This window comes from Pseudomonas sp. B22(2017) (assembly GCF_002113105.1).
Lineage (GTDB): Bacteria > Pseudomonadota > Gammaproteobacteria > Pseudomonadales > Pseudomonadaceae > Aquipseudomonas > Aquipseudomonas asiatica.
In genome coordinates this window covers 131,842-157,355 of sequence record NZ_NEJN01000005.1, presented here as the reverse complement: position 1 = coordinate 157,355, position 25,514 = coordinate 131,842, and the positions used below count along the sequence as shown (strand labels likewise).

Genomic DNA, 25,514 nt, shown 5'->3' with positions numbered 1-25,514 from the left:
ACGCGCCCGTGGTGACCTGGCAGATCTGCCAGGCCACCACGGGCGCGTTCAACAACCAGAAACTACTGCGTGATCAGTGCACGTCCTTCCAGTATTCACGCTTGAGCAAGTAGGCGAATACGAAGAAGAAAGCCAGGTACAGCAACACATAGGTACCGATGCGCTGGCTTTCCAGTTTGACCGGGTTGGCCGAATAGGCCAGGAAGGTCACCAGGTTCTTGACCTTCTCGTCGAACTGCTCGGTCGTCAGGGTACCGGAATTCGGCGTAATGGTCAGCTGGTCGCAGGCTTCATGAGTCAGCGGGCTACCAGTCAGTGGGTCGAATTGCTTCTTGCCATCGGTCACGGTCTGCACCTGCTTGCAGCCAACCACCTGGTTGCCCTGCAAGCCGACCAGCACGTTAGGCATGCCGACGTTCGGGAACACCTTGTTGTTCACCCCATAAGGCCGTGACGGGTCCTCATAGAAACTGCGCAGGTAGGTGTACAACCAGTCGGTGCCACGCACACGGGCCACCAGGGTCAGGTCGGGCGGTGCGGCGCCGAACCAGGTCTTGGCGTCACTGGGCTTCATGCCGATCTGCATGTGGTCACCGATCTTGGCACCGGTGAACACCAGCTTCTCGAGCATCAGCTCGTGGGGGATGCCCAGGTCATCGGCAACCCGCTCGTAACGCTGGAACTTCGCACTGTGGCAGCCCATGCAATAGTTGGCAAAGGTACGCGCACCGTCCTGCATGGCGGCCTTGTCGCTCAGGTCGATGTCGACCTTGTCCAGCTCCAGGCCCGTTTCGGCCGCGAAGGAAAAGGCAGGCATCACTGCCAGCAAAAATACTGCAATCAACTTTTTCATCAGCCAGTCACCCTTTCCGGAACCGGTTTGGTCTTCTCGAGCCTTGTGTAGAACGGCATCAGCAGGAAGTAGGCGAAGTACAACACCGTGCACACCTGCGACAGCAAGGTACGCCCAGGTGTCGGCGCCAGCACGCCCAGTATGCCGAGGATGACGAAGGCCACGCAGAACACCAGCAGGAAGAGCTTGCTGATCCAGCCCTTGTAGCGCATGGAGCGGACCGGGCTGCGGTCGAGCCAGGGCAGGACGAACAACACGGCAATGGCCGCACCCATGGCGATGACGCCCATCAGCTTGTCAGGCACCGCACGCAGGATCGCGTAGAACGGCGTGAAGTACCACACAGGCGCAATGTGCTCGGGGGTCTTGAAGGCGTTCGCCTGCTCGAAGTTAGGTTTCTCCAGGAAGTAACCACCCATTTCCGGGAAGAAGAACACCACGGCGCAGAACACGAACAGGAACACCACCACGCCGACAATATCCTTGACGGTGTAGTACGGGTGGAACGGGATACCGTCCAGCGGGATACCGTTTTCGTCCTTCTTCTTCTTGATGTCGACGCCATCGGGGTTGTTCGAACCCACTTCATGAAGGGCGAGGATGTGCAGGACCACCAGGCCGAGAATCACGATCGGCAAGGCAACCACGTGCAGGGCGAAGAAGCGGTTCAGAGTGATACCCGAGATCAGGTAGTCACCACGGATCCACTGGGTAAGGTCGCCACCGATCACCGGAATGGCACCGAACAGCGAGATGATCACCTGGGCACCCCAGTACGACATCTGGCCCCACGGCAGCAGGTAGCCCATGAAGGCTTCGGCCATCAGCGCCAGGTAGATCAGCATGCCGAACAGCCACACCAGTTCACGCGGCTTCTGGTAGGAACCGTAGAGCAGGCCGCGGAACATGTGCAGGTAGACGACGATGAAGAACGCCGATGCACCGGTGGAGTGCAGGTAGCGCAGGATCCAGCCGTATTCCACATCGCGCATGATGTACTCGACCGAGGCGAACGCCTCTTCTGCCGAGGGTGTGAAGCTCATGGTCAGCCACACACCGGTGACGATCTGGTTGACCAGTACCAGCAACGCCAGCGAGCCGAAGAAGTACAGGAAGTTGAAGTTCTTGGGTGCGTAATACTTGCTCAGGTGGTCTTCCCACATCTTGGTCGCGGGGAAGCGAGCATCAATCCAGTCCATGAACTTGCTCATCATGCGTTCTCCTGGTCAACGCCGATGACGACGATCTCGTCCGACTCGTAAGAGTGCGGTGGCACGGGCAGGTTGAGTGGCGCCGGCTGCGACTTGTAGACACGGCCGGCCAGGTCGTAGTGGGAACCGTGGCACGGGCAGAAATAGCCACCTACCCATTTCGGGCCAAGGTCAGCGGGTGCGACTTCCGGGCGGAAGGTGGGCGAGCAGCCCAGGTGTGTGCACAGGCCAACAAGGATGAGGATTTCCGGCTTGATCGAACGAACCTGCGGATCGACGTAGGTGGGCTGCACCGAGGCCTTGGACTCGGGGTCAGCCAGATCACCTACGACCTTTTTCAGGTTACCGAGGATCTCGTCCGTTCGCCGCACGATGAACACTGGTTGACCGCGCCACTCGGCCACCATCTGCTGGCCGGCCTCGACCTTGGCGATATTGACCTTCACCGGTGCACCCGCGGCTTTCGCCTTGGCACTGGGAAACCATGACCCCACGAACGGTACCGCAGCCCCCACTGCCCCCGCCGCCCCGACTACGGATGTCGCGGCTACGAGGAAGCGGCGCCGGCCTGCGTTGACGCCGTCATTGCTCATTCAGTCCTCTCCCATCAGCTTGCTTGACCAGTTGGACCTGGCCTGTACTTAGGTAATGTCTGTGGCACTAAAAATTGGCCGCCATGGTAAGAAACAAATCCACACACTGACAAGGTGATTACCCGGGGAACGGGCTACAACCCTCGCTTTGCTTGATCTGCGTCTATGCGGCAAGTCGTCACGGACATGCTGACAGGTTAGTTCAAGACATAAAAAAAGCCCGGTTCCAAAGAACCGGGCTTTTTTCGACTGCCGAAGCGGTATTAACGCTTGGAGTACTGAGGACGCTTACGCGCTTTACGCAGACCCACTTTCTTACGCTCGACTTCACGAGCGTCGCGGGTGACGTAGCCAGCACGACGCAGAGCGCCACGCAGGGTTTCGTCGTATTCCATCAGAGCGCGGGTGATACCGTGACGGATCGCACCGGCTTGACCGCTGACACCACCACCGGAAACGGTGACGTAGATGTCGAACTTCTCAACGGTTTCGGTCAGCTCGAGCGGCTGACGAACAACCATGCGAGCGGTTTCGCGACCGAAGAACACGTCCAGAGAACGGTTGTTGATGGAAATGTTACCAGTACCCGGACGCAGGAATACGCGAGCGGTTGCGGTCTTGCGACGGCCAGTGCCGTAGTTTTGAGTCGCCGACATAATGAACTATCCCGTTAGATCTTCAGTTCTTGAGGCTGCTGAGCAGTGTGTGGGTGAGCAGCACCCGCGTACACTTTCAGCTTGCGGTACATGTCGCGACCCAGCGGGTTCTTCGGCAGCATGCCTTTGACCGCAGTTTCGATAACACGCTCAGGGGCCTTGGCGATCAACTTCTCGAAGTTGATTTCCTTGATACCGCCCGGGAAACCGGAGTGGGAGTAGTACATCTTGTCGGAAGACTTGGCACCAGTCACACGAACCTGCTCGGCGTTGATAACGACGATGTAGTCGCCGGTGTCAACGTGAGGGGTGTATTCTGGCTTGTGTTTGCCACGCAGACGGCTAGCGATTTCGGTAGCCAGACGACCCAGGGTCTGGCCAGCGGCGTCGACTACGAACCACTCGCGCTTTACTGTTTCCGGTTTAGCAGTAAAAGTTTTCATTCTCTAAAGCCTCAGAGGCCGCCCAGCGAAAAATAGACGGCGAATCTTACTGGATAGTGCACAGCTTGCCAAGGGCAAGCGCGCAGCCGAACGCTGACGCTTTTGGGGGCTCGGGTCAGGCACGCCAATGTTCGACGGGGTTCTTCCTGCGTGGTGGTGCATCACTTCCGCCACACGGAGAGGTGCCGAATTATCCAGATTGCGCGAAAAATTTCAACCTGCTTTGATGGGCTTCTTTGCCAAGGAGTGTCTATCCGATGGAATACCGCCAGCTTGGCCGTACCGACCTCAATGTCAGCGCCCTGTGCCTTGGAACCATGACCTGGGGCGAACAGAACAGTCAGGCCGAGGCCTTCGAGCAGATTGCCCGGGCCAAGGCCGCCGGGGTCAACTTCATCGACACCGCCGAAATGTACCCGGTGCCGCCCCGCCCCGAAACCTACGCCGCCACCGAGCGCATCATAGGCAACTGGTTCCGTGACAATGGCGATCGCGACGACTGGGTGCTGGCCAGCAAGGTCGCCGGCCCCGGCAACGGCATCAGCCACATTCGCGACGGCCAGCTCAAGCACAACCGCCAGCATATCGTCGCGGCGCTGGACGAGAGTCTCAAGCGCCTGCAGACCGACCGCATCGACCTGTACCAGCTGCACTGGCCCGAGCGCAGCACCAACTTCTTCGGCAAGCTGGGCTACCAGCATTTGCCACAGGACCACTTCACCCCGCTGGAAGAAACCCTCGAAGTGCTCGACGAGCAGGTACGCGCGGGCAAGATCCGCCACATCGGCCTGTCCAACGAAACGCCGTGGGGCACCATGAAGTTCCTGCAACTGGCTGAAAGCCGCGGCTGGCCGCGAGCGGTATCAATCCAGAACCCTTACAACCTGCTCAACCGCAGCTTCGAGGTGGGCCTTGCGGAAGTGGCCATCCGCGAGCAATGCGGCCTGCTGGCCTATTCGCCGCTGGCGTTCGGCATGCTCTCCGGCAAATACGAGAACGGCGCACGCCCGGAAAACGCACGCCTGACCCTGTTCAGCCGCTTTGCCCGCTATTCCAACCCACAGACCGTGGCGGCCTGCAGCCGCTATGTGCAGCTGGCCCGCGAGCACGGCCTGGACCCGGCGCAGATGGCCCTGGCGTTCGTTACCCGGCAGCCGTTCGTGACCAGCAATATCATTGGCGCGACCAGCCTCGAACAGCTGGACAGCAACCTTGCCAGCCTCGAGCTGAGCCTGAGTGATGAGCTGCTGGCGGCGATCGAGGCGATTCACCAGGAGCAACCGAACCCGGCGCCTTGAGCCGGACCCTGTGCCCACTTCGAGGCCTGTGGGACACCTGCAGGAGCAGCCTTGTGCTGCGAAGAGGTCTGTATGGCTGAAGGTTGCCTGTGGCAGCAATGGCCTCTTCGCAGCACAAGGCTGCTCCTACCGGTTGGCGCTGCCCCTCTGCTGCACAGGCTAGACACAATCGCCAAAAAATAAGACGATCCAGCCGGTGATTGACCACTCTACCCTATAAGAACAATGACAATGATGTTTACCCAACCCTCCGCGTCGCTGCGGCGCGTCAGCATCCTGGCCATTGACAAGGTGTTCGCTTCGACCTTGATGCAGGCCAAGGATTTCTTCCACCTCGCCAGCTTGCGCTACAGCAAGCAACTGGGCCTGGGCCTGCAGCCCATGTTCGAGATTCGCCTGGTGAGCCCGGACGGCCAGCCCGTGGACAGCTTCAGCAATGTGCAGTTGCCAGTCGAAGGCGGCCTTGACGACGCAGACGTGATCATCCTTCCGGCCTTCTGGGATGACTTCGACAACCTGCTGCAACGTTATCCACAGGTACTGCCGTGGCTGCGTGAACAGCATGCCCGTGGCTCGGTGCTGTGCGCCGAGGCCAGTGGCGTATTCTGGCTGGCCGAGTCCGGCCTGCTCGATGGCAAGGAAGCGACCACCTACTGGCGCTTCTTCAACAGCTTTGCCGAACGCTTCCCGAAGATCCGGCTGAACCAGGACAAGCATCTGACTGATGCAGACAACCTCTATTGCGCCGGCGGGACCACTTCAGCCTGCGACCTGTACATCTACCTGATCGAACGCTTCTGCGGCGCCAACGTGGCCCGCGCCGTGTCCCGCGACATCCTCTACGAAGTGCAGCGCAATTACACCCCGGGACGCATGGGCTTTGGCGGGCAGAAGCTGCACCAGGACCTGATCATCCTGCAGATACAGCACTGGCTGGAAGAACACTTCGCCGACAAGTTCCGCTTCGAGGACGTGGCTCGCAACCACGGCATGAGCATTCGCAATTTCATGCGGCGTTTCCAGAGCGCTACGGGTGACAAGCCGCTGCACTACCTGCAACGGTTGAGGATCGAGACGGCCAAGGGCTTGTTGTCGAGCACGCGCAAGAGCATCAAGACCATCAGTTATGAGGTGGGCTATGACGATGCCAGTTTCTTTGCGCGGCTGTTCCGTCAGCATACCGAGCTGTCGCCGAACCAGTATCGGCAGCAGTTCATGCAGGAGGCTTGAGGCCTTCTGGGGCTGCTTTGCAGCCCTTTCGCGACACAAGGCCGCTCCTACATGGAATCGCGTGATCCTGTAGGAGCGGCCTTGTGTCGCGAAAGGGCCGCAAAGCGGCCCCGGCAATTTCAGGGCTTGTGCGCCCGCGCCAGGAACTCGTGCGACTGCATCTCCAGCAAGCGGCTCAGGGTACGCTGGAACTCGAAGGCCAAGCGCCCACCGGTATACAGGTCCTTCAGCTCCACCTCGGCCGAGATGATCAGCTTGACGTTGCGGTCGTAGAACTCGTCCACCATGTTGATGAAGCGGCGGGCGATGTCGTCGGTGGTGACGCCCATCTGCTCCACGTTGCTCAACAGCACGGCATGGAAGATCTTGCCCAGTTCGATGTAGTCGTTCTGGCTACGAGGGCCGTCGCACAGCGCGCGGAAGTCGAACCAGGCCACATCGTCACAGGTCAGCAGGGCCTGGATCGGGCGATTCTCGATCATCAGCACGTCGTTCTCGACCGCCTGGGTGCACTCAGGAGTCAAGGCCTTGAAGCTGGCGCGCAGGCTCTGGTGCGCCGCCTCATCGAGCGGGTAGTGGTACAGTTCGGCCTGCTCGAGGTGACGCAGACGATAGTCGACCCCGCTGTCGACGTTCACCACGTCGGTGTACTGCTTGATCATGGCGATGGCCGGCAGGAAGCGCGCGCGCTGCAGGCCGTCCTTGTACAGGCCGTCAGGCACGATGTTGGAGGTAGCCACCAGCGATACGCCGTTCTTGAACAACTCCTCCATCAGGGTGCCGAGAATCATCGCGTCGGTAATGTCCGACACAAAGAATTCGTCGAAACAGATGACCTTGGCTTCTTCGCTGAAGCGCTTGGCAATGATGGTCAGCGGGTTCTTCTCGCCCTTGAGGGTTTTCATTTCCTCGTGCACACGCTTCATGAAGCGGTGGAAGTGCGTGCGCATCTTCTGCTTGAACGGCAGCGCCTCGAAGAAGGTATCGACCAGATAGGTCTTGCCGCGCCCTACCCCACCCCAGAAGTACAGGCCCTTGACGGGGGTCTGCTCCTTCTTGCCGAACAGCTTGCCGAACACACCCGGCTTGTTGTTCTGCGCGTGTACCAGGTCATCGTACAGGCGCTGCAGGTGACGCACCGCAGTTTCCTGCGCCGCGTCATGGAAGAAGTCGGGACGTTTCAGATCTGCTTGATATCGTTCTAGGGGCGTCATGATTCGTTAGCGAGGCAACAAAAAACGGGCCGTCACTGTAGCGACAGGCCCGCTTAATGGCAATCAGTCTGTGGGAGCGGGCGTGCCCGCGAACACCGGCAAAGCCGGTGCCATGCAACGCGGCGCCTGTTTCGCGGGCACGCCCGCTCCCACAGTTTCACCATCTTCAGTCCGATTGTGGAACAAGCGCTGCACGCAGGCTTTCGATGGCCGAATCACGGGCTTCGGCGCTGTCGAACTGCGGCCCCTCGGCAACCTGTTCACCGTTCAGCCACAGACCGAAACCCAGGCCTTCGACGCGTACATCCGCCTCGCCACCTTGCTGCAGCTGCTTGCTCACGGCGCCGGCGCTCTTGCCGTCGGCGAAGCTGCGCGACAGCAGCAGTTGCTCGCCATCAGCGGCAAGCAGGCGGAAGCGGAAGCTGCCGTCTTCATCGCGGAAGCTGACGAAACGCGCACTCTTGGCGGCCTTCTTCTTCACTTCGGTGCTGGCCTGCACGCTGCTACGGAACGAACGCAGGCCAACGGCCTCGCGCAGCTGCTCGAGGAATGGCGTGGCGATCTTGCGAGCCTTGGCAGCGCCGGCCAGCAGGATGTCTTCCAGGTCCGCCGGACGGGCGATCAGCTGGTGGTAGTACTCGCGCTTCTCGGCCAGCTGGCCGTCCAGCAGCTGGAACAGCCGCTGCTTGGCCTCGCCCCAGCCCAGGCCCTGCAGCAGCTCGTCACGGAACTCCGCGCACTGCGCCGGCGTCGAGAAGGCCTGGAACAGGGTGAACAGGTGCGCGTTGTCCGGGTCTTTGGCTTCGCCAGGCGCACGCGAGTCGGTGACGATGCGCGAGATGGCGTCTTTCATCTCCTTGGCGCTGGTGAATAGCGGGATGGTGTTGTCGTAGCTCTTGGACATCTTGCGCCCGTCCAGGCCCGGCAGGGTCGCCACGCTCTCCTCGATCACCGCTTCCGGCAGGGCGAAGAAGTCCTTGCCCTGGCCGAACAGGTGGTTGAAGCGCTGACCGATGTCGCGGGCCATTTCCACGTGCTGGATCTGGTCACGACCGACCGGCACCTTGTTGGCATTGAACATCAGGATGTCCGCAGCCATCAGCACCGGGTAGCTGTACAGGCCCATGGTCACGCCGGCATCCGGGTCTTCGCCATTTTCCAGGTTCTTGTCCACCGAGGCCTTGTAGGCGTGTGCACGGTTGAGCAGGCCCTTGGCGCTGACGCAGGTCAGCAGCCAGGTCAGCTCGGGGATTTCCGGGATATCGGACTGGCGGTAGAAGGTCACCTTGTCCGCATCGAGACCGCCGGCCAGCCAGGTGGCGGCGATTTCCAGGCGCGAACGCTGGATGCGCAGCGGGTCGTCGCACTTGATCAGGGCGTGGTAGTCGGCCAGGAAGTAGAACGAGTCGACACCGGGCTGCTGGCTGGCACGGATCGCCGGGCGGATGGCGCCGGCGTAGTTGCCCAGGTGCGGAGTGCCGGTGGTGGTGATACCGGTGAGAATGCGCGTGGTCATGGGTGTTCGCTTATTCAGGCTTGGCTCAGTTCGAAAGGCGCGGCAGCAGCAGATCCTTCAGATCGGTCAGCTTGCCATGGAAGAAGTGTCCGCATTCTGCCACTTTCAGCAGCTCATGGGGGCGCGACAGGCTGTCGGACCAATCGTAAACCAGCTGCGGCGCGACGACTTCGTCGGCGTCCGGCTGCACCACGGTGATCGGGCAGCGCTGCGGCAGCGGGAACTCCGCCGTCAGGCGCATGACCGCCGGGGCGATCATGAACAGCTGTTGCAGCTCTACTCCGGCAGCTTCCAGGCGGCCGGCCAGGCTGGTGGCGACGAAGCCGCCGAACGAGAAACCCATCAGCACCAGCGGCAGGCCCAGGTGCTTTTCGCGCAGCCAGGCCGCAGCGGCCTCGGCATCGGCCACTTCGCCAGCGCCCATGTCATGGGTGCCTGCGCTCTGCCCGACGCCACGGTAGTTGAACCGCAAGGTCACGTAGCCGGCGTCACGGGCGGTGCGCTGCAGGGTCGAGACCACCTTGTTGAGCATGGTGCCGCCCTGGACCGGGTTGGGGTGGCAGATCAGCACCACGCCACGGGCATTGGCCACGTCCAGGTACAAGGCTTCCAGCTGGCCGCTGGGGCCATCGATGAACAAGGGGGTTTCGCGGACAAGCAAGGCACTACTCCGTGACCTCGGGAGGGGTCGATTCGTCTAGATGAGGAATTCTGTTCTGATTTGCGATCGCTCGCGGTATACAGCGCAGGTCTGAGCCGTTAACGTAAAGCAAAGCCGTTTATAGAGGAAGGACTCGTGGAACTCTCGCTCCTTGTTTGGTTGTTGCCGACCCTGGCCCTGGTCATCGGCGTGGTGGTTGGGTTCGTCGTCGCTCGCCTGCTGCCCAATGCCGCGCCGAGCAGCACCCAGCGTCAACTGGATGATATCCAGAAGCGCTTCGACAGCTATCAGAACGAAGTGGTTACTCATTTCAACAGCACGGCCGTGCTGGTCAAGAAACTGACCCAAAGCTATCAGGACGTGCAGGACCACCTGGCCGAAGGCGCCAACAGCCTGGCCCTGGACGACGTCACTCGCCAACGCTTGCTGGCAGCCCTGCACTCCGAGGCAGCGCAAGGCCCACGCGACCGTTTGACCCCGCCGAAGGACGCCGAAGTGCCACGCGACTACGCGCCGAAAGCACCGAACTCGCCGGGCATGCTTGACGAGAGCTACGGGCTGAAGCGCTGATCTGCAGAAAATGACAAAGGCCTCGCAAGAGGCCTTTTTCATGGGCTGGATTCACTGGCCTCTTCGCGGGTGAACCCGCTCCCACAGGGGCGGCGCAGGTTTCAAATACTGCGCCTGACCTGTAGGAGCGGGTTTACCCGCGAAGAGGTCGGCCCAGGCAACCTAGCTGCAGGCCTGCAATGCCTGCTCGACATCCGCCAGCAGGTCCTCCACGTCCTCCAGCCCCACCGACAGGCGCACCAGCCCCTCCGATATCCCGTGATGGGCCCGCTCCTGCGCGGTATAGCTTGAGTGCGTCATGCTCGCCGGATGCTGCGCCAGCGACTCGGCATCGCCCAGGCTCACCGCCCGCGCAAACAGTTGCAGAGCATTCATGAACCTGCGCCCGGCCTCGATCCCCCCCTTGAGCTCGAAGGCGATCATCCCGCCCGGCAAACGCATCTGCCGCTGCGCCAGCTCGTACTGGGCAAACGACGGCAAACCTGGGTAGTGAATCAGCTCCACCTGCGGCTGCCGAGCCAGAAACTCCGCCACCTGCTGGGCATTGGCGCAATGTCGGTCCATGCGCAGGGCCAAGGTCTTGATACCGCGCATCAGCAGCGCCGCATCGTGGGGTGACAGCACCGCCCCGGTCATGTCCTTCAGCCCTTCCAGGCGAATGCGGTCGACCAGCGCCTTGCGCCCCACCACCAGACCGGCAGTGATATCGCCGTGGCCACTCAGGTACTTGGTCGCCGAATGCACCACCAGGTCCGCTCCCAGCTCCAGCGGCCGCTGCAGGTAGGGCGTGCAGTAGGTGTTGTCGACCACGACATGCACATCATGCCCGCGCACCGCCTCGGCCACCGCGGCGATATCCACCAGCTGCATGTTGGGGTTGGCCGGCGTTTCGAAGTAGATCAACCGCGTCTTGCTGTTGATCGCCGCTTTCAGGGCCTTGGCATCGTTCAGGTCGACATGGCGGATTTTCACGCCGAATTCGCCAATGCCATGGTGCAGGAAAGCAAAAGTGCAGCCGTACAATGTGCGCCCGACGATCAGCTCATCACCAGGGCGCAACAGGGTCCAGATCGTCGAGGTGATGGCCCCCATGCCCGACGCCAATGCCAGCCCCGCCTCGCCGCCCTCCAGCGAGGCCATGCGCTGCTCCAGCAGAGCCAAGGTAGGGTTGGAAATGCGGCTGTAGAAATGCCCCGGCTCCTCCCCGGCGAAGCAAGCAGCACCGTATTCGACTGTGGGGAAGGCATAGGTAGCGGTCTGGTACACCGGCGGCACCAGGGCGCCATTGTGGGAAAGCGGATCGTAGCCATGGTGAATGGCCCGCGTGGAAAAACCGGTGTTGTTATGGGAGTCGCGCATGGCAACAGCCTCTTGTGGTTTGCTATAAGCTTATGCCACCGAGCTGCCCGATTTTTTCCAAAATGGCCCACGCATACGCGTACTTGTTGGAATAAAAACAATAATTACCGGACCAGGAGGGCAAAACATGCCTTCACGCCTCGACCGCACCGACCGCGCCCTGCTCGCTGCCCTGCAGGACAATGCCCGCCTCACCATTGCCGAACTTGCCGACCAGGTAGCGCTGACAACCTCGCCGTGCTGGCGGCGGGTCAAGTTGCTGGAGGACAACGGCTACATCACCGGCTACCAGGCCATCCTCTCGCCCAAGTCGCTGGGATTTGGCGTGACCGCGTTCGTCAGCATCATGATGGACTCGCACACCAAGGACATGGCGCTGGCGTTCGAGCAGCGGTTGATGGAGATTCCCGAGATCGTTGCCTGCCACAACATTTCCGGGAGGTATGATTTTCTGCTGGAGATCCTGGCGCGGGACCTGGAGTCGTTCGGCGAATTCACCCGCGAAGTGCTGCAGCGGTTACCGGGGGTGAAGGAGATCTACTCGAGTTTTTCGTACAAAGCGGTGAAGGAAAAACGGGTGATACCGGTGTCGGAAAAACATATCTAGGACAGGTCTTTCAGCACGCCAGGGTGCGCAGCCACCAACGGGCATTGAGCTGCATTATATTGGCGGTGGTGGTGGGCCGGGGGGAGGTGGCTGGGGGCTTAGCGACGGGTATCCTCGCGGGACCAGTCCAACCAAAAGCGATATTGCACGCGTAATTTCCACTCGAAAGGTGTTCGCAGAGGAATACCATGTCATTGAAAAAGATTATTTGGAAAAATACCGTCAAGAGACGAACCAGCTGCCAAGCACAATTGCAGCATTGAAGTCCCAAATAAAAGCGGAAGCGAGCCAGGCAGGCGCCCCTCTGACAGCGGCATCAGCCGAGCAGGTCATTCTCACCACACGCATCAATCAGATGCGTGATCTTTATCTACAGATCCTGCCCGACGCCAACAGTTATTTCGGTGCACCCGCGTTCTATAAACGCGGTGATTCAATGATGAGCCGATTTCTCGACCCGGGCTTTTTCGCCGCAACAACGGGTGAAGAACTGGGGGCAGAATGGGGCGCCAAACTGCACAGTTCATGGGATGGCGCCTATCGCCTGCATCTTGAAGCACTCAAGATTCAGGCACTGGCAGATGACCTGGAAAGCCTGGCAACACAAGTGGATCAGGATGAGCTGAGTCATCAGCCGATGGACTTGTCGCAGGCCATTGCCCGAAGAACAGCGCAAATCCATGCAGAGCGGCAAATTCATTTCAACTGCTTGCCCAGTGTTATTCAGCACGAGTTGGGGCAGACAGTCATTGACGACGCACTCTCGCTCGTTCAGGCACTCAGTGCTTATCTAGCCACTGCTGTTGCCCTGATCCAGGGCAAACAATCGCAAATCCCGTCATACCCGGACCAAAACCCTCAAATCAACGGCCCTCTGTCAAAGCCGCAACTCGAAGGGCTTCTGCACCTCGTGGATGAGCAGCGGTTACGGCGTGCCGGTCCACGCTGGAAGGAGTATCACCAGGCGCTTGCTCTGACCGAATCGATCCGGTTTCTGGGTGTCTACACAAGTGCCACGCAAAACCTGGTGCAGCGCGCCGTTGAGGTAGAGAGCCTGCAAGGGCAACTCGCCGCACAAGAAGAAGCTGCGCGCCAGCAGGCCGAAGCTGAGCGCTCGGCGGCGGAAGCCGAGCAACAATGGCAGGAGGCTATACGCCAGCGCGTGCGCTATAACCACCAGGCGCAGCTTGCAGGATCAGCGCCAGCCGTAATCCCCATCGGCGCTGCAACCTTTGCAATTGCCGAAACATCGTACACAGCGTTGAGCAAAGCAATAACTTCGGCGATCAGTCGTCTGGTTGCTGTTTCTCTTCGCTCGCTTTCCGTTGGCACCCTCGCAATGGCCTGGCCATCGACACTGGGCAACAGCGAACGCCACTACCTCATCAGCACCCCACTATCCAGCCTGGTACCACCTGACGGGCCAGACATTGCCGCGTTGGCCGCAACATCCACCAGTATCGACTTACCGTATCTCATGGCAGGGGCCGAAAGCGAAGACACCCTGGACCTGTATGTGGTGCCAGGCGGCAAACCGGTAGCGGTTCGTGCAGCAACGTTCGACACGGAACGGCAGGTGTACAGCCTGGCGCTGGACAATCCTCAGCGGATTCTGACGTGGACACCTGCCAGTGCTCCGGGTGGTGAGCAAGGAAGTTCCACCAGCCTTCCGCAACTACCCCCAGGCACCATCGTCTATGCCGGTAGCAGCCTGAACCCTGTGAATAACGAACAGGAAGGCTACCCCGCGCTTGATCTGCTGGATCAGGAACGGCTGATCATTACCTTCCCCATGGACTCGGGATTACCGCCTATTCTGGTGGTGTTCAAGAGTCCGCGATATGAGCCAGGTATTGTCATGGGCTCAGGGGCGGAGATCGATGGCATCTGGCTTGGGGACATAACCAGAGGGGCCGGAGCAAAAATCCCGACACAAATTGCAAATGCGCTGAGGGGAAGAGAGTTTCGAGACTTCGATGAGTTCAGAACCGCATTCTGGAAGGCGTTATCCGATACCCCAGAGCTTTCTAGCCAATTCAATGATGCAAACAAGAGTCTCATCGCCAAAGGGCGCGCGCCCAGAGCGCGTGACAAAGATCACCACAAAGGTCACGCAACCTTCATACTCCACCACGTGATTCCAATTTCCGAGAGCGGGGCTGTATACGACGTAGACAACTTAAGAGTAGTTACACCAGCGGCGCATCATGCCATTCACTATGGGGCCTCCGAATGACTCAAAAAGCCACGATCTCCGAATATACAGAACTTGACTTCTTGAATTTCATCAAATCAATAATCAACCCACCAGACAACATAAGCGATCAAGAACTTGACGCACAAATCATGGCATTCAAGACTCTGAGCGAACACCCCAACGGGTCAGACCTAATTTATTGGCCTGAAGCAGACGGCCTTGACACGCCTGAAGAAATTCTACGCATAATAAAAGAGTGGCGTGCAGCCAACGGCAAGCCAGGATTCAAACCAGAATGAATTCGACACCCCGCTCACGCGGGCTGTACCACCAAAGCGCAACTCAGTAAAAATTTCCAAACATCCACAGGAAGGCTGCGCCAAGCGCGTTTTGGGCAATGGCCGCAACGGTCGCCTATTTACCGACCAGTATCTCAAGGCCGCTGGCTTTGGCGGCTATAAATAGCAGGATAAAAAAACCCGCCGAGGCGGGTTTTTTCTTGCAGGGGCGCTTAGATCGCGCCACGCTGACGCAGCACGTCCAGCACCTGCTTCACGCCCTCATCCACGCTCGTGGCCTGGGTATCGATCACAAGGTCGGCATCCAGCGGCACATCGTACGGGAAGCTTTCGCCCGGGATGTTGTCGCCACCAGCAGCGTACAAGCCTTGCGGGTCACGCTCACGGCAGGCCAGCGGCGAGGCCTGGACGTAAACGGTCACCAGGCGCTCCTTGCCGATCAATGCCTTGGCCTGTTCGCGGCCTTCTGCATCCGGGGCCACGAACGCGGCAAGAGTCAGCAGACCGGCTTCGTTGAACTGGCGCGCCACATGGGCGGCGCGGCGCCAGTTCTCGGTGCGGCCGGCACGGTCCTGCGGCAAACCCTTGTTCAGGTCATGGCGCAGGTTCTGGCCGTCGAGCACGTACACTGCACGGCCCATGTCGAACAGCTTGCGCTCCACGGCGTAGGCCAGGGTGCTCTTGCCAGCGCCGGACAGGCCACTGAACAGCACGGTGGCAGGCTGCTGGCCGAAGCGCAGGGCGCGCTCTTCGGTGGCCACATGGCACAGCTTGCCATGATGGCCGGTGCTGCCGTGCGGCAGGACTGGCGGGGCGATGATCATGCCGGCGCCGACCGTGCCGTTGGTCAGCCGGTCGATGACGATGAACGCACCGGTGGTGCGGTTGCTTTCGTAACCGTCCAGGGCAATCGAGGCGTCCAGGGACACCTTGACGCGGCCGATCTCGTTCAGTTGCAACGCGCTGGCAGCGCCCTGCTCCAGGGTGTTCACATCGACCTTGTGGGTGATGCTGGCAATCGAGCCCGGCACGTAGCTGGTGGCGCGCTTGATGTCGTATTTCTTGCCCGGGAGCATCGGCTCCTCGGCCATCCACACCAGCATGGCGTCGAACTGGTCGGTGACCGGCGGGACGTTGTCGGCATGCACCAGCAGGTCGCCACGGGAGATGTCGATCTCGTCTTCCATGGTCAGGGTCACGGCCTGGCCGGGGCCTGCGTTTTCCAGCTCGCCTTCGTAGGTGACGATGGACTTGACGCGGCTGCTCTTGCCCGACGGCAGCACGACGATTTCGTCACCCTTGTGCACCACGCCGCTGGCGATGGTGCCGGCGAAACCGCGGAAGTTCAGGTTGGGACGGTTGACGTACTGCACCGGGAAGCGCAGGTCGGTGAAGTTGCGGTCGGCCGACACTTCGACGGTTTCGAGGATTTCCATCAACGTCGGGCCGGCATACCACGGCGAACGCTCGCTGTGGTTGACCACGTTGTCGCCCTTGAGCGCCGACATCGGCACGAAGTGCAGGCTGCTCGGCACCAGGTTGATGGCTTCGGCGAACTTCAGGTAGTCGGCCTTGATCGATTCGAAAACGCCCTGATCGAAGCCCTTGAGGTCCATCTTGTTGACCGCGACCACGATGTGCTTGATGCCCAGCAACGAGGCAATGTAGCTGTGGCGGCGAGTCTGGGTCTGCACGCCGTAGCGGGCATCGACCAGGATGATCGCCAGGTCGCAGGTGGACGCGCCGGTAGCCATGTTGCGGGTGTACTGCTCGTGGCCCGGGGTGTCGGCAATGATGAACTTGCGCTTGGCGGTGGAGAAATAGCGGTAGGCGACATCGATGGTGATGCCCTGCTCGCGCTCGGCCTGCAGACCGTCGACCAGCAGCGCCAGGTCGACTTCCTCGCCGGTGGTGCCGACCTTTTTCGAATCGCGAGTGATGGCCTCGAGGTGGTCCTCGTAGATCATCTTCGAGTCATGCAGCAAGCGCCCGATCAGGGTGCTCTTGCCGTCATCCACGTTGCCGCAGGTGAGAAAACGCAGCAGTTCTTTGCGCTCGTGCTGAGCCAGATAAGCGAGGATGTCTTCGCTGATCAAATCGGATTGGTGCGACATGGAGTAACCCTGAAAATTAGAAGTAGCCCTGACGTTTCTTGTCTTCCATGGAACCGGCGCCATCGTGGTCGATGACTCGGCCCTGGCGCTCGGAAGTGCGCGTCAGGAGCATTTCCTGAATGATGTCGGTGAGCGTCTCGGCTTCCGACTCGACAGCACCCGTCAACGGGTAGCAGCCAAGGGTACGGAAACGCACCTTTTTCTTGACGATGCGCGCTTTCTCTTCATCGGTAAGATGTTCGAGGATGCGCTCGTCGTCGATCATGATCAGGGTGCCGTTCTTCTCGATGACTTCACGCTCGGCGGCGAAGTACAGCGGCACGATCGGGATGCCTTCGAGGTAGATGTACTGCCAGATGTCCAGCTCGGTCCAGTTCGACAGCGGGAAGACGCGGATCGACTCGCCCTTGTTGACCTTGCCGTTGTACACGTTCCACAGTTCCGGGCGCTGGTTCTTCGGGTCCCAGCGGTGCTTGCTGTCACGGAACGAGTACACGCGCTCCTTGGCCCGCGACTTCTCTTCGTCGCGGCGCGCACCACCGAAGGCGGCATCGAAACCATGCTTGTCCAGCGCCTGCTTCAGGCCCTGGGTCTTCATGATGTCGGTGTGCTTGGAGCTGCCATGGGTGAACGGGTTGATGCCCTGCGCCACACCCTCGGGGTTGACGTGGGTGATCAGCTCCAGGCCCATTTCCTCGACCATCTTGTCGCGGAAGCTGTACATCTCCTGGAATTTCCACTGGGTGTCGACGTGCATCACCGGGAACGGCAACTTGCCTGGGAAAAAGGCCTTGCGCGCCAGGTGCAGCATCACGGCGGAGTCCTTGCCGATCGAGTACAGCATCACCGGGTTGTCGAACTCGGCGGCCACCTCGCGGATGATGTGGATGCTCTCCGCCTCCAGCTGTTTCAAGTGCGTCAGTTTGTCGACCATGGCTACTCACGAAAAACGATCTTATGGACGGCCTGCGGGCCGTGTTCGAGCGAGCCACTTTATCACAGCGGCTGCTTCTATTTAGGAGGCTGGCTAGATCGAAAAAGTCTAACGATATGACTGGGGGTTTGGGCTGGCAGGCCCGGTATTGGTCTCTGGACATGCACAGGATCTGTAGGAGCAGCCTTGTGCTGCGAAGAGGCCGTTACTGCCCAAAAAGCTCTTTTGCCTCACTGGCCTCTTCGCAGCACAAGGCTGCTCCTACAGGGACCGCGCCATCAACACTGTATCCGCGAAGAAGGCGACGCCGATGTCAGATCGGGTTCGGGCAATCGATGAACAGGTGCTCCACGGCAAAGCGCCGCGCCAGGTAATCACCCAGCGCCTGCACCCCATACCGCTCGGTGGCATGGTGCCCGGCGGCAATGAAGCTGACGCCATTCTCGCGGGCACTATGGTAGGTCTGCTCCGACGCCTCGCCGGTCAGGTACAGGTCCACCCCGGCCGCGATCGCCGTGTCGATGTAGCCCTGCCCGCCTCCGGTGCACCAGCCGACCCGCCGGATCATCTGCTCACCCTCTACCAGCAAAGGCTCACGCCCCAGAACCTCCCGCACTCGCCGGGCGAAGTCGAGCGCAGTCATCGGCTCGGCCAGCGAGCCGACCAGGCCGACCACCTTGGGGTTCTCCGGGTCCAGCGGCCCTTCGACGGTGATGTCCAGTTGCCGCGCCAGTTGCACGTTGTTGCCCACGTCCGGGTGCACGTCCAGCGGCAGGTGGAACGCCAGCAGACTGATGTCGTTGTTCAACAGGGTTTTCAGCCGGCGCTGCCGGATGCCGGTGACGCAAGGGTTCTCTCCCTTCCAGAAGTAGCCATGGTGCACCAGCACCAGGTCGGCCTCGGCTTCGACTGCCGCATCCAGCAACGCCTGGCTGGCGGTAACGCCGCTGACGATGCGGCTGACCTGCGGCCGGCCTTCGACCTGCAGGCCGTTGGGGCAATAATCCTGGATCTTCGCGCTGCCCAGGTAACGCTCGGCTTCCTCGACCAGGGTGTTCAGAGCGACGGCCATGAAAATCTCCTCGAAATCTGCGTTTTTCTCGGGCACAACGCCCATGCAACGCCCGTATAATGCCGGCCATTATGGGCCGTCGCCGGCACTGGGGGAACCGGTGTATGATCGCGCGCGCTCATGCCCACCGCACGGTCATCGTCCCCGGCTATTTCCAGGATTCATTCATGTTCAAGGCTTTGCGTTATTTTGGCTGGCCCCTGCTTACCGGCGTACTGATCGCCATGCTGATCATCCAGCGCTTCCCGGAGTGGGTCGGCCTGCCCAGCCAGGACGTCAACCTGCAGCAGGCACCGCAGACCACGCGGATCATGCAGGGCCCGGTATCCTACGCCGACGCCGTGACCCTGGCCGCCCCGGCGGTGGTCAACCTGTACACCACCAAGGTGGTGAACAAGAGCGCCCACCCGCTGTTCGAAGACCCGCAGTTCCGCCGTTTCTTCGGCGACAACCTGCCCAAGCAGCGCCGCTGGGAGTCGAGCCTGGGCTCGGCGGTGATCATGAGCCCCGAAGGCTACCTGCTGACCAACAACCATGTCACCAGCGGCGCCGACCAGATCGTCGTGGCCCTGAAGGATGGCCGCGAGACATTGGCCCGGGTCATCGGCAGCGACCCGGAAACCGACCTGGCGGTGCTGAAGATAGACCTGAAGAGCCTGCCGGCAATCACCATCGGCCGCTCCGACAACATTCACATCGGTGACGTGTCGCTGGCCATCGGTAACCCGTTCGGGGTCGGCCAGACCGTGACCATGGGCATCATCAGCGCCACTGGCCGCAACCAGCTGGGGCTGAACAACTACGAAGATTTCATCCAGACCGACGCGGCGATCAACCCGGGTAACTCCGGCGGTGCGCTTGTGGATGCCAACGGCAACCTGATCGGCATCAACACGGCGATCTTCTCCAAGTCCGGCGGTTCGCAAGGTATCGGCTTCGCCATCCCGGTGAAACTGGCACTGGAGGTGATGAAGTCGATCATCGAGCACGGCCAGGTGATCCGTGGCTGGCTGGGCATCGAAGTACAGCCACTGAGCCAGGAACTGGCCGAATCGTTCGGCATGAAGGACCGCCCGGGCATCGTGGTGGCGGGCATCTTCCGCGAAGGGCCGGCGGCAAAGGCCGGGCTGCAGCTGGGTGACGTGATCCTGAGCATCAACGGCGAGCCGGCCGGTGACGGGCGCAAGTCGATGAACCAGGTGGCGCGGATCAAGCCCAACGAGAAGATCACCATCGAGGTGATGCGCAATGGGCAGCAGTTGAAGCTGATCGCCGAGGTGGGCCTGCGGCCACCACCGGCGCCGGCAGTCGCCAAGGAAGAGAAGTAAGGCTGCGATCTGGTCTCTGGGGGGCTGCTTCGCAGCACGAGGCTGCTCCTACAGGAGATCGCATTTCCCTTGTAGGAGCAGCCTTGTGCTGCGAATGGGCCGCAAAGCGGCCCCGGCTACATCAATGCAGGATCTGGCTCAGGAACAACTTGGTCCGGTCACTGCGTGGCCGGTCGAAGAAGTCATCCGGCGCCGCCTGCTCGACGATCTCGCCCTTGTCCATGAAGATCACCCGGTTCGCCACGGTCCGGGCAAAGCCCATCTCGTGGGTCACGCAGAGCATGGTCATGCCGTCCTCGGCCAGGCCCACCATGGTATCGAGCACTTCCTTGACCATTTCCGGGTCCAGCGCCGAGGTCGGTTCGTCGAACAGCATGATCTTCGGTTTCATGCACAACGCGCGGGCAATCGCCACACGCTGCTGCTGACCACCGGACAACTGCCCCGGGTACTTGTGCGCCTGCTCCGGAATACGCACCCGCTCCAGGTAGTGCATGGCGATTTCCTCGGCCTTGCGCCGCGGCATCTTGCGCACCCACATCGGCGCCAGGGTGCAGTTTTCCAGGATGCTCAGGTGCGGGAACAGGTTGAAGTGCTGGAACACCATGCCCACTTCGCGGCGGATGGCCTCGATCTGCTTGAGGTCGTTGGTCAGCTCCACACCATCGACCACGATGCGCCCCTGCTGGTGCTCTTCAAGGCGGTTGAGGCAACGGATGGTGGTGGACTTGCCAGAGCCGGACGGCCCGCACAGCACGATGCGCTCGCCCTGGCGCACGTTCAGGTTGATGTCCTTGAGCACATGGAACTGGCCGTACCACTTGTTCACGCCCTGCATCTGGATGATGCCTTCGGGGCCGGCAGGCTGCTTGATCGCTTCACTCATTTCGAAACTCCTAACGCTTGTGGCCAGTGTCCAGCTTGCGCTCCAGATGCATGGAGTAGCGGGACATACCGAAACAGAAAATCCAGAACACCAGGGCGGCGAACACGTAGCCCTCGGTAGCCATACCCAGCCAGGCCGGGTCGGCAGCAGCTTGCTTGACGCTGTTCAGCAGGTCGAACAGGCCGATGATGATCACCAGGCTGGTGTCCTTGAACAGGGCAATGAAGGTGTTGACGATGCCGGGAATTACCAGCTTGAGCGCCTGCGGCAGAATCACCAGGCCCATCGCCCGCCAGTAGCCAAGGCCCATGGCCGCGGCAGCTTCGTACTGGCCCTTGGGGATGGCCTGGAGGCCGCCACGCACCACCTCGGCGATATACGCCGACTGGAACAGGATCACGCCGATCATCGCCCGCAGCAGCTTGTCGAAGCTCATGCCCTCAGGCAGGAACAACGGCAGCATCACCGATGACATGAACAGCACGGTGATCAGCGGCACGCCGCGCCAGAACTCGATGAAGGTCACGCACACCACCTTCACCGCAGGCATTTTCGAGCGCCGCCCCAGGGCCAGCAGGATTCCCAGCGGCAATGCGCCGACAATGCCCACGGTGGCAATCACCAGGGTCAGCATCAGCCCGCCCCACTGGCTGGTAGGTACGCTTTCCAGGCCCAGCATGCCCCCGTGCAGCAGGGTGTAGGCCAGCAGCGGGTACACCACCAGGAAGCCAAGGCCGTAGAAGGCCTTGCGTGGGAAGCGTTTGATGAACAGCGGGGCGGCGCCAAGCACGGCAAGCCACACGGTCAGGTCCACGCGCCAGCGCAACTCGGCCGGGTAGTAGCCGTACATGAACTGGCCGAAACGCTGCTGCACGAACACCCAGCAGGCGCCCTCCTTGGTGCAGTCGGCGCGGGTGGTGCCGACCCAGTTGGCATCAAGCAACGCCCACTGCAGCAGCGGCGGCACGATCAGCCAAACCAGGTAGATGGCGAACAGAGTGAGCAGCGTATTGAGCCAGCTGGAGAACAGATTGGCACGCATCCATGCGAGCACGCCGACGGTTTTCACCGGTGGCGGCATGTCGGGTTTGAAAACATGGGCATTCACGGGCGTATCCTCACCGCTCGATCAGCGCAATGCGCTTGTTGTACCAGTTCATCAGCAGCGAAATACTGATGCTGATGGCGAGATAGACACTCATGGTGATGGCGATCACCTCGATGGCCTGGCCGGTCTGGTTGAGCACGGTACCGGCGAACAGCGAGACCATCTCCGGGTAGCCGATACCGGCCGCCAGCGACGAGTTCTTCGCCAGGTTCAGGTACTGGCTGGTCAGCGGCGGAATGATCACCCGCAGTGCCTGGGGGATGATCACCTTGCGCAGGGTCGGCCCCTCGCGCAGGCCCAGCGAACGCGCGGCCTCGGTCTGGCCATGGCTGACCGAACGGATACCGGAGCGCACGATCTCGGCGATGAACGCAGCGGTGTAGATGGTCAACGCCAGGGTCAGCGCCAGCAGCTCGGGGATCAGTACCCAGCCACCGACGAAGTTGAATCCTTTCAATTGCGGCACTTCCCAGTGCACCGGGCTGCCGAACAGCAGTGCGCAAACGCCTGGGATGGCGATGAACAGCGCCAGCCCCACCCAGAACTTGTGGAATGGCTCACCCGTCTCGTCGAAGCGCTTGTTGGCATAACGCACCATCACCACGATGGCCAGCAGCGCCAGGACCAGGGCCACGACGAACGGCCAGAAGCCTTCGGCCATGGACGCGCCGGGCATGTTCAGGCCACGGTTGCTGATGAAGAAGGTGTCGTCGATATTGATGCTGCCCCGCGGTCCCGGCAGGGTCAGGAACACGGCGAAGTACCAGAACAGGATCTGCAACAACGGCGGGATGTTGCGGAAGGTTTCCACATACACGGTCGCCAGCTTGTTGATCATCCAGTTCGGCGACAACCGCGCCACACCGATGATGAAGCCAAGGATGGTCGCCAGCACCACGCCGATGAACGTCACCAGCAAGGTGTTGAGCAGGCCGATGATGAACACCCGCGCATAGCTGTCTGATTCCACGTAGGGGATCAGGTGCTGGGCGATGCCGAAGCCGGCACTGCGGTCGAGAAAGTCGAAGCCCGAGGTGATACCCCGGTGTTGCAGGTTGGTTTGCGTGTTGTGGAACAGATACCAGCCCAGACCGACCACGAAGACTATCGTGAGAATCTGGAACAGCCACGCGCGCACACGTGGATCGCTCAGGGATAAACCCTTTTGTGCGCCGATTCGATTTTGCATGAAGTGCCCCGGAAAGTAGGGTTCCGAACAGCCTGCGGCGGCGGGATGCCGCCGCAGGGTGCAGCCATCAGCGCACAGGTGGCGCGTACTGGATGCCGCCGTTGTTCCACAGGGCGTTCATGCCACGGTCGATCTTCAGGTCGGTGCCCTGGCCCAGGTTCTTCTCGAACACTTCGCCATAGTTGCCGACTTGCTTGACGATCTGCACTACCCAGTCCTTGGGCAGCTTGAGGTCCTTGCCATACTCGCCGTCCGCCCCCAGCAGGCGAGCGACGTCCGGGTTCTTGGTGCCTTTGGCCTCGGCCTCGACGTTCTTCGAGGTGATGCCTGCCTCTTCGGCGTTGAGCATGGCGAACAGGGTCCACTTGACGATGCTGAACCACTCCTCATCGCCTTTGCGCACCACCGGGCCCAGCGGCTCCTTGGAGATGGTTTCCGGCAGTACCACGTATTCGGTCGGCGCGGCCAGCTTGGAGCGTTGGGCGAACAGCTGCGACTTGTCCGAGGTCAGCACGTCGCAACGGCCGGACTCCAGCGACTTGGCGCTTTCGTCGGAGGTATCGAAAGTGATCGGCGTGTACTTCAGTCCATTGGCGCGGAAGAAGTCCGACACATTCAGCTCGGTGGTGGTACCGGCCTGGATGCAGATGGTCGCGCCATCAAGCTCCTTGGCGCTGGAAACACCGAGTTTCTTGTTGACCAGGAAGCCGACGCCGTCATAGTAGGTAACACCGGCGAACACCAGGCCCATGCCGGCATCACGCGAGCTGGTCCAGGTGGTGTTGCGCGACAGTACGTCGACTTCGCCCGACTGCAGTGCGGTGAAGCGTTCCTTGGCGTTGAGCTGGCTGAACTTGACCTTGGTCGCATCGCCGAATACAGCGGCGGCTACGGCGCGGCACACGTCGGCGTCGATACCAACGATCTTGCCCTGCGCATCAGGTACCGAGAAGCCTGGAAGACCGTCGCTCACGCCACACTGGACGAAGCCCTTCTTCTTTACCGCATCCAGGGTGGCGCCGGCCTGGGCGTTGCTCACGGCGCCCAGCGCGGCGGCAGCGGTCAGGACTGCCAGGGTGGTTTTCAACATCTTCATTCACAACCTCCAAATCGCTCTTGTTGTATCGAGCCGGAATTGCACCGCACCCTTTTGAGGCGTATCCGACCCGTATTGGCTTGTTATTGGGTCAATGGCGCAATGGACTGTTCTGTGACAGCCTTCGCGTGCAAAGGGTGTTACCGTCACGGCCTGCCCTTTGCATCATTGGTTGAATTGCAAAGCGCGTACCAGAATTTACGGCTGTAGCGTTTAAGCGCTCGTCAAGTAGGGAAAGTTGTATCGTTGCGACATTCTTTTTCCGACAATCATTTCCAGCGCCTTCTTTTCACGCACGCCATAACAAGACCCGCACACTTTCGGAGCAGTCATGACCAACCCGCTGATTCTCGAACCGCAGAAAACCGCAGACGCCTGTGTGATCTGGTTGCACGGCCTGGGTGCCGACCGTTACGACTTCCTACCAGTGGCCGAATTCATGCAGGAACGCCTGCTCAGCACCCGTTTCGTCATGCCCCAGGCTCCCACCCGCCCGGTAACCATCAACGGCGGCTACGCCATGCCCAGCTGGTACGACATCAAGGCCATGACCCCGGCCCGCGCCATCGACGAGGCGCAGCTGGAGGAATCGGCCGAACAGGTCATCAGCATGATCAAGGCCGAGCAGGCCAAAGGCATCAGCCTGTCGCGGATCTTCCTGGCTGGCTTCTCCCAGGGTGGCGCGGTGGTGCTGCACACTGCCTATATAAAGTGGCAAGAAGCGCTGGGTGGCGTGATCGCCTTGTCCACCTACGCCCCCACCTTCAACGACCAGCATCAGTTGAGCGCCTGCCAGCAACGCACCCCGGCCCTGTGCCTGCATGGTGTGCACGACCCGGTGGTGATCCCTTCCATGGGCCGCACCGCCTTCGAGTACCTCAATACCTGGGGCGTTGCCGCACGCTGGCACGAATACCCGATGGAACACGAAGTGGTGGTGGAAGAGTTGAGCGACATCCACGACTGGCTGAGCAAGCAATTGCAATAAGCCAGGGCTGTCTGTAGTTGTAAGGCTATTCCACTACGCCGCGCCTGAATCTTGCATTACACTGCCCGGCGTACATTCCTTAACCAGTTGAT

24 protein-coding genes are annotated in these 25,514 nt (G+C 60.8%); 8 read left to right on the top strand and 16 right to left on the bottom strand.

The features are described 5' to 3' along the window. Positions 1-73: 73 nt before the first annotated feature. The 5 genes from CAG18_RS13210 to rplM all read right to left on the bottom strand — a co-directional run bounded on the left by CAG18_RS13210 (position 74) and on the right by rplM (position 3,756). Complete coding sequence (locus CAG18_RS13210) at positions 74-853, bottom strand: cytochrome c1 (protein WP_013974125.1); 780 nt, start codon at positions 851-853, stop codon at positions 74-76. After that, a complete protein-coding gene (locus CAG18_RS13205; protein ID WP_003260795.1) occupies positions 853-2,064 on the bottom strand; it encodes a cytochrome bc complex cytochrome b subunit in 1,212 nt (403 codons plus the stop codon). The genes CAG18_RS13210 and CAG18_RS13205 overlap by 1 nt, the downstream gene beginning before the upstream one ends. Beyond that, positions 2,064-2,657 carry a ubiquinol-cytochrome c reductase iron-sulfur subunit gene (gene petA / locus CAG18_RS13200; protein WP_015271723.1) on the bottom strand — a complete coding sequence of 198 codons (594 nt, stop codon included), beginning with the start codon at positions 2,655-2,657 and terminating at the stop codon, positions 2,064-2,066. Before petA ends, CAG18_RS13205 begins: the two co-directional genes overlap by 1 nt. Positions 2,658-2,920: 263 nt before the next feature. Next, a complete protein-coding gene (gene rpsI / locus CAG18_RS13195) occupies positions 2,921-3,313 on the bottom strand; it encodes a 30S ribosomal protein S9 (RefSeq protein ID WP_003260797.1) in 393 nt (130 codons plus the stop codon). 14 nt (positions 3,314-3,327) lie between these two features. Further along, the gene (gene rplM, locus CAG18_RS13190; RefSeq protein WP_003260798.1) at positions 3,328-3,756 is read right to left on the bottom strand and encodes a 50S ribosomal protein L13; all 429 of its coding nucleotides are present in this window, start codon (positions 3,754-3,756) and stop codon (positions 3,328-3,330) included. 257 nt (positions 3,757-4,013) lie between these two features. Between rplM and CAG18_RS13185 the strand changes: the two genes are divergently transcribed. Next, a complete protein-coding gene (locus CAG18_RS13185; protein WP_015271724.1) occupies positions 4,014-5,054 on the top strand; it encodes an NADP(H)-dependent aldo-keto reductase in 1,041 nt (346 codons plus the stop codon). Between the two features lie 309 nt (positions 5,055-5,363). Further along, the gene (locus tag CAG18_RS13180; RefSeq protein ID WP_169774643.1) at positions 5,364-6,284 is read left to right on the top strand and encodes a GlxA family transcriptional regulator; all 921 of its coding nucleotides are present in this window, start codon (positions 5,364-5,366) and stop codon (positions 6,282-6,284) included. A 119-nt stretch (positions 6,285-6,403) separates the two neighbouring features. On the opposite strand, the gene zapE is transcribed toward CAG18_RS13180, so the two are convergent. From zapE to CAG18_RS13165, 3 genes are all read right to left on the bottom strand, one after another. After that, positions 6,404-7,498, bottom strand: a complete 1,095-nt coding sequence (gene zapE / locus CAG18_RS13175) for a cell division protein ZapE (RefSeq protein WP_015271725.1) — start codon at positions 7,496-7,498, stop codon at positions 6,404-6,406. 166 nt (positions 7,499-7,664) lie between these two features. Beyond that, on the bottom strand, positions 7,665-9,014 hold the full coding sequence (locus tag CAG18_RS13170; protein ID WP_085721010.1) for a tryptophan--tRNA ligase: 1,350 nt from the start codon (positions 9,012-9,014) through the stop codon (positions 7,665-7,667). Positions 9,015-9,039: 25 nt separating this feature from the next. Then, positions 9,040-9,675 carry an alpha/beta hydrolase gene (locus CAG18_RS13165; RefSeq protein ID WP_085721009.1) on the bottom strand — a complete coding sequence of 212 codons (636 nt, stop codon included), beginning with the start codon at positions 9,673-9,675 and terminating at the stop codon, positions 9,040-9,042. Between the two features lie 135 nt (positions 9,676-9,810). On the opposite strand from CAG18_RS13165, the gene CAG18_RS13160 reads away from it, so the two are divergent. Continuing rightward, positions 9,811-10,245 (top strand): YhcB family protein, encoded by a 435-nt coding sequence (locus CAG18_RS13160; protein WP_003257164.1) that lies wholly within the window; start codon positions 9,811-9,813, stop codon positions 10,243-10,245. Positions 10,246-10,407: 162 nt separating this feature from the next. On the opposite strand, the gene CAG18_RS13155 is transcribed toward CAG18_RS13160, so the two are convergent. Next, entirely contained in the window at positions 10,408-11,604 is a 1,197-nt protein-coding gene (locus CAG18_RS13155) for a methionine gamma-lyase (RefSeq protein ID WP_085721008.1), read from the bottom strand. Positions 11,605-11,731: 127 nt separating this feature from the next. Between CAG18_RS13155 and CAG18_RS13150 the strand changes: the two genes are divergently transcribed. From CAG18_RS13150 to CAG18_RS13140, 3 genes are read left to right on the top strand one after another with little or no spacing between them, the layout of a single operon-like run. Continuing rightward, positions 11,732-12,211, top strand: a complete 480-nt coding sequence (locus CAG18_RS13150; RefSeq protein WP_085721007.1) for an Lrp/AsnC family transcriptional regulator — start codon at positions 11,732-11,734, stop codon at positions 12,209-12,211. Continuing rightward, positions 12,204-14,447 (top strand): S-type pyocin domain-containing protein, encoded by a 2,244-nt coding sequence (locus CAG18_RS13145; RefSeq protein WP_085721006.1) that lies wholly within the window; start codon positions 12,204-12,206, stop codon positions 14,445-14,447. Before CAG18_RS13150 ends, CAG18_RS13145 begins: the two co-directional genes overlap by 8 nt. Then, positions 14,444-14,707, top strand: a complete 264-nt coding sequence (locus CAG18_RS13140) for a bacteriocin immunity protein (protein WP_015271731.1) — start codon at positions 14,444-14,446, stop codon at positions 14,705-14,707. The genes CAG18_RS13145 and CAG18_RS13140 overlap by 4 nt, the downstream gene beginning before the upstream one ends. Before the next feature lie 212 nt (positions 14,708-14,919). Here the strand turns inward: CAG18_RS13140 and cysN are convergent, their stop codons facing one another. The 3 genes from cysN to CAG18_RS13125 form a co-directional block, all read right to left on the bottom strand. Next, positions 14,920-16,821, bottom strand: a complete 1,902-nt coding sequence (cysN, locus tag CAG18_RS13135) for a sulfate adenylyltransferase subunit CysN (RefSeq protein WP_054573306.1) — start codon at positions 16,819-16,821, stop codon at positions 14,920-14,922. Between the two features lie 16 nt (positions 16,822-16,837). After that, positions 16,838-17,755: a sulfate adenylyltransferase subunit CysD gene (gene cysD, locus CAG18_RS13130; protein WP_013974136.1), complete on the bottom strand. Its 918-nt coding sequence runs from the start codon at positions 17,753-17,755 to the stop codon at positions 16,838-16,840. Between the two features lie 313 nt (positions 17,756-18,068). Then, positions 18,069-18,827 (bottom strand): Nif3-like dinuclear metal center hexameric protein, encoded by a 759-nt coding sequence (locus CAG18_RS13125; RefSeq protein WP_015271733.1) that lies wholly within the window; start codon positions 18,825-18,827, stop codon positions 18,069-18,071. 167 nt (positions 18,828-18,994) lie between these two features. On the opposite strand from CAG18_RS13125, the gene algW reads away from it, so the two are divergent. Then, the gene (gene algW, locus CAG18_RS13120; RefSeq protein WP_015271734.1) at positions 18,995-20,155 is read left to right on the top strand and encodes a Do family serine endopeptidase AlgW; all 1,161 of its coding nucleotides are present in this window, start codon (positions 18,995-18,997) and stop codon (positions 20,153-20,155) included. A 121-nt stretch (positions 20,156-20,276) separates the two neighbouring features. On the opposite strand, the gene CAG18_RS13115 is transcribed toward algW, so the two are convergent. From CAG18_RS13115 to CAG18_RS13100, 4 genes are all read right to left on the bottom strand, one after another. Then, the gene (locus CAG18_RS13115; protein WP_003251792.1) at positions 20,277-21,041 is read right to left on the bottom strand and encodes an amino acid ABC transporter ATP-binding protein; all 765 of its coding nucleotides are present in this window, start codon (positions 21,039-21,041) and stop codon (positions 20,277-20,279) included. 10 nt (positions 21,042-21,051) lie between these two features. After that, positions 21,052-22,149 (bottom strand): amino acid ABC transporter permease, encoded by a 1,098-nt coding sequence (locus tag CAG18_RS13110; protein ID WP_013974139.1) that lies wholly within the window; start codon positions 22,147-22,149, stop codon positions 21,052-21,054. Positions 22,150-22,159: 10 nt separating this feature from the next. Continuing rightward, positions 22,160-23,338: an amino acid ABC transporter permease gene (locus tag CAG18_RS13105; protein ID WP_085721005.1), complete on the bottom strand. Its 1,179-nt coding sequence runs from the start codon at positions 23,336-23,338 to the stop codon at positions 22,160-22,162. 67 nt (positions 23,339-23,405) lie between these two features. Continuing rightward, on the bottom strand, positions 23,406-24,434 hold the full coding sequence (locus CAG18_RS13100) for an amino acid ABC transporter substrate-binding protein (RefSeq protein WP_015271736.1): 1,029 nt from the start codon (positions 24,432-24,434) through the stop codon (positions 23,406-23,408). 331 nt (positions 24,435-24,765) lie between these two features. On the opposite strand from CAG18_RS13100, the gene CAG18_RS13095 reads away from it, so the two are divergent. Continuing rightward, on the top strand, positions 24,766-25,422 hold the full coding sequence (locus CAG18_RS13095; protein WP_015271737.1) for an alpha/beta hydrolase: 657 nt from the start codon (positions 24,766-24,768) through the stop codon (positions 25,420-25,422). Positions 25,423-25,514 lie beyond the last annotated feature (92 nt).

Coding starts and splice junctions, on each gene's coding strand:
- CAG18_RS13185 (WP_015271724.1), top strand. CDS start 4,014: ATGGAATACCGCCAGCTTGGCCGTACCGACCTCAATGTCAGCGCCCTG.
- CAG18_RS13115 (WP_003251792.1), bottom strand. CDS start 21,041: ATGAGTGAAGCGATCAAGCAGCCTGCCGGCCCCGAAGGCATCATCCAG.
- CAG18_RS13140 (WP_015271731.1), top strand. CDS start 14,444: ATGACTCAAAAAGCCACGATCTCCGAATATACAGAACTTGACTTCTTG.
- algW (WP_015271734.1), top strand. CDS start 18,995: ATGTTCAAGGCTTTGCGTTATTTTGGCTGGCCCCTGCTTACCGGCGTA.
- CAG18_RS13205 (WP_003260795.1), bottom strand. CDS start 2,064: ATGAGCAAGTTCATGGACTGGATTGATGCTCGCTTCCCCGCGACCAAG.
- rpsI (WP_003260797.1), bottom strand. CDS start 3,313: ATGTCGGCGACTCAAAACTACGGCACTGGCCGTCGCAAGACCGCAACC.
- CAG18_RS13105 (WP_085721005.1), bottom strand. CDS start 23,338: ATGCAAAATCGAATCGGCGCACAAAAGGGTTTATCCCTGAGCGATCCA.
- CAG18_RS13100 (WP_015271736.1), bottom strand. CDS start 24,434: ATGAAGATGTTGAAAACCACCCTGGCAGTCCTGACCGCTGCCGCCGCG.
- CAG18_RS13170 (WP_085721010.1), bottom strand. CDS start 9,014: ATGACCACGCGCATTCTCACCGGTATCACCACCACCGGCACTCCGCAC.
- petA (WP_015271723.1), bottom strand. CDS start 2,657: ATGAGCAATGACGGCGTCAACGCAGGCCGGCGCCGCTTCCTCGTAGCC.
- CAG18_RS13150 (WP_085721007.1), top strand. CDS start 11,732: ATGCCTTCACGCCTCGACCGCACCGACCGCGCCCTGCTCGCTGCCCTG.
- cysN (WP_054573306.1), bottom strand. CDS start 16,821: ATGTCGCACCAATCCGATTTGATCAGCGAAGACATCCTCGCTTATCTG.
- CAG18_RS13125 (WP_015271733.1), bottom strand. CDS start 18,827: ATGGCCGTCGCTCTGAACACCCTGGTCGAGGAAGCCGAGCGTTACCTG.
- zapE (WP_015271725.1), bottom strand. CDS start 7,498: ATGACGCCCCTAGAACGATATCAAGCAGATCTGAAACGTCCCGACTTC.
- CAG18_RS13210 (WP_013974125.1), bottom strand. CDS start 853: ATGAAAAAGTTGATTGCAGTATTTTTGCTGGCAGTGATGCCTGCCTTT.
- CAG18_RS13155 (WP_085721008.1), bottom strand. CDS start 11,604: ATGCGCGACTCCCATAACAACACCGGTTTTTCCACGCGGGCCATTCAC.
- CAG18_RS13095 (WP_015271737.1), top strand. CDS start 24,766: ATGACCAACCCGCTGATTCTCGAACCGCAGAAAACCGCAGACGCCTGT.
- cysD (WP_013974136.1), bottom strand. CDS start 17,755: ATGGTCGACAAACTGACGCACTTGAAACAGCTGGAGGCGGAGAGCATC.
- rplM (WP_003260798.1), bottom strand. CDS start 3,756: ATGAAAACTTTTACTGCTAAACCGGAAACAGTAAAGCGCGAGTGGTTC.
- CAG18_RS13180 (WP_169774643.1), top strand. CDS start 5,364: ATGCAGGCCAAGGATTTCTTCCACCTCGCCAGCTTGCGCTACAGCAAG.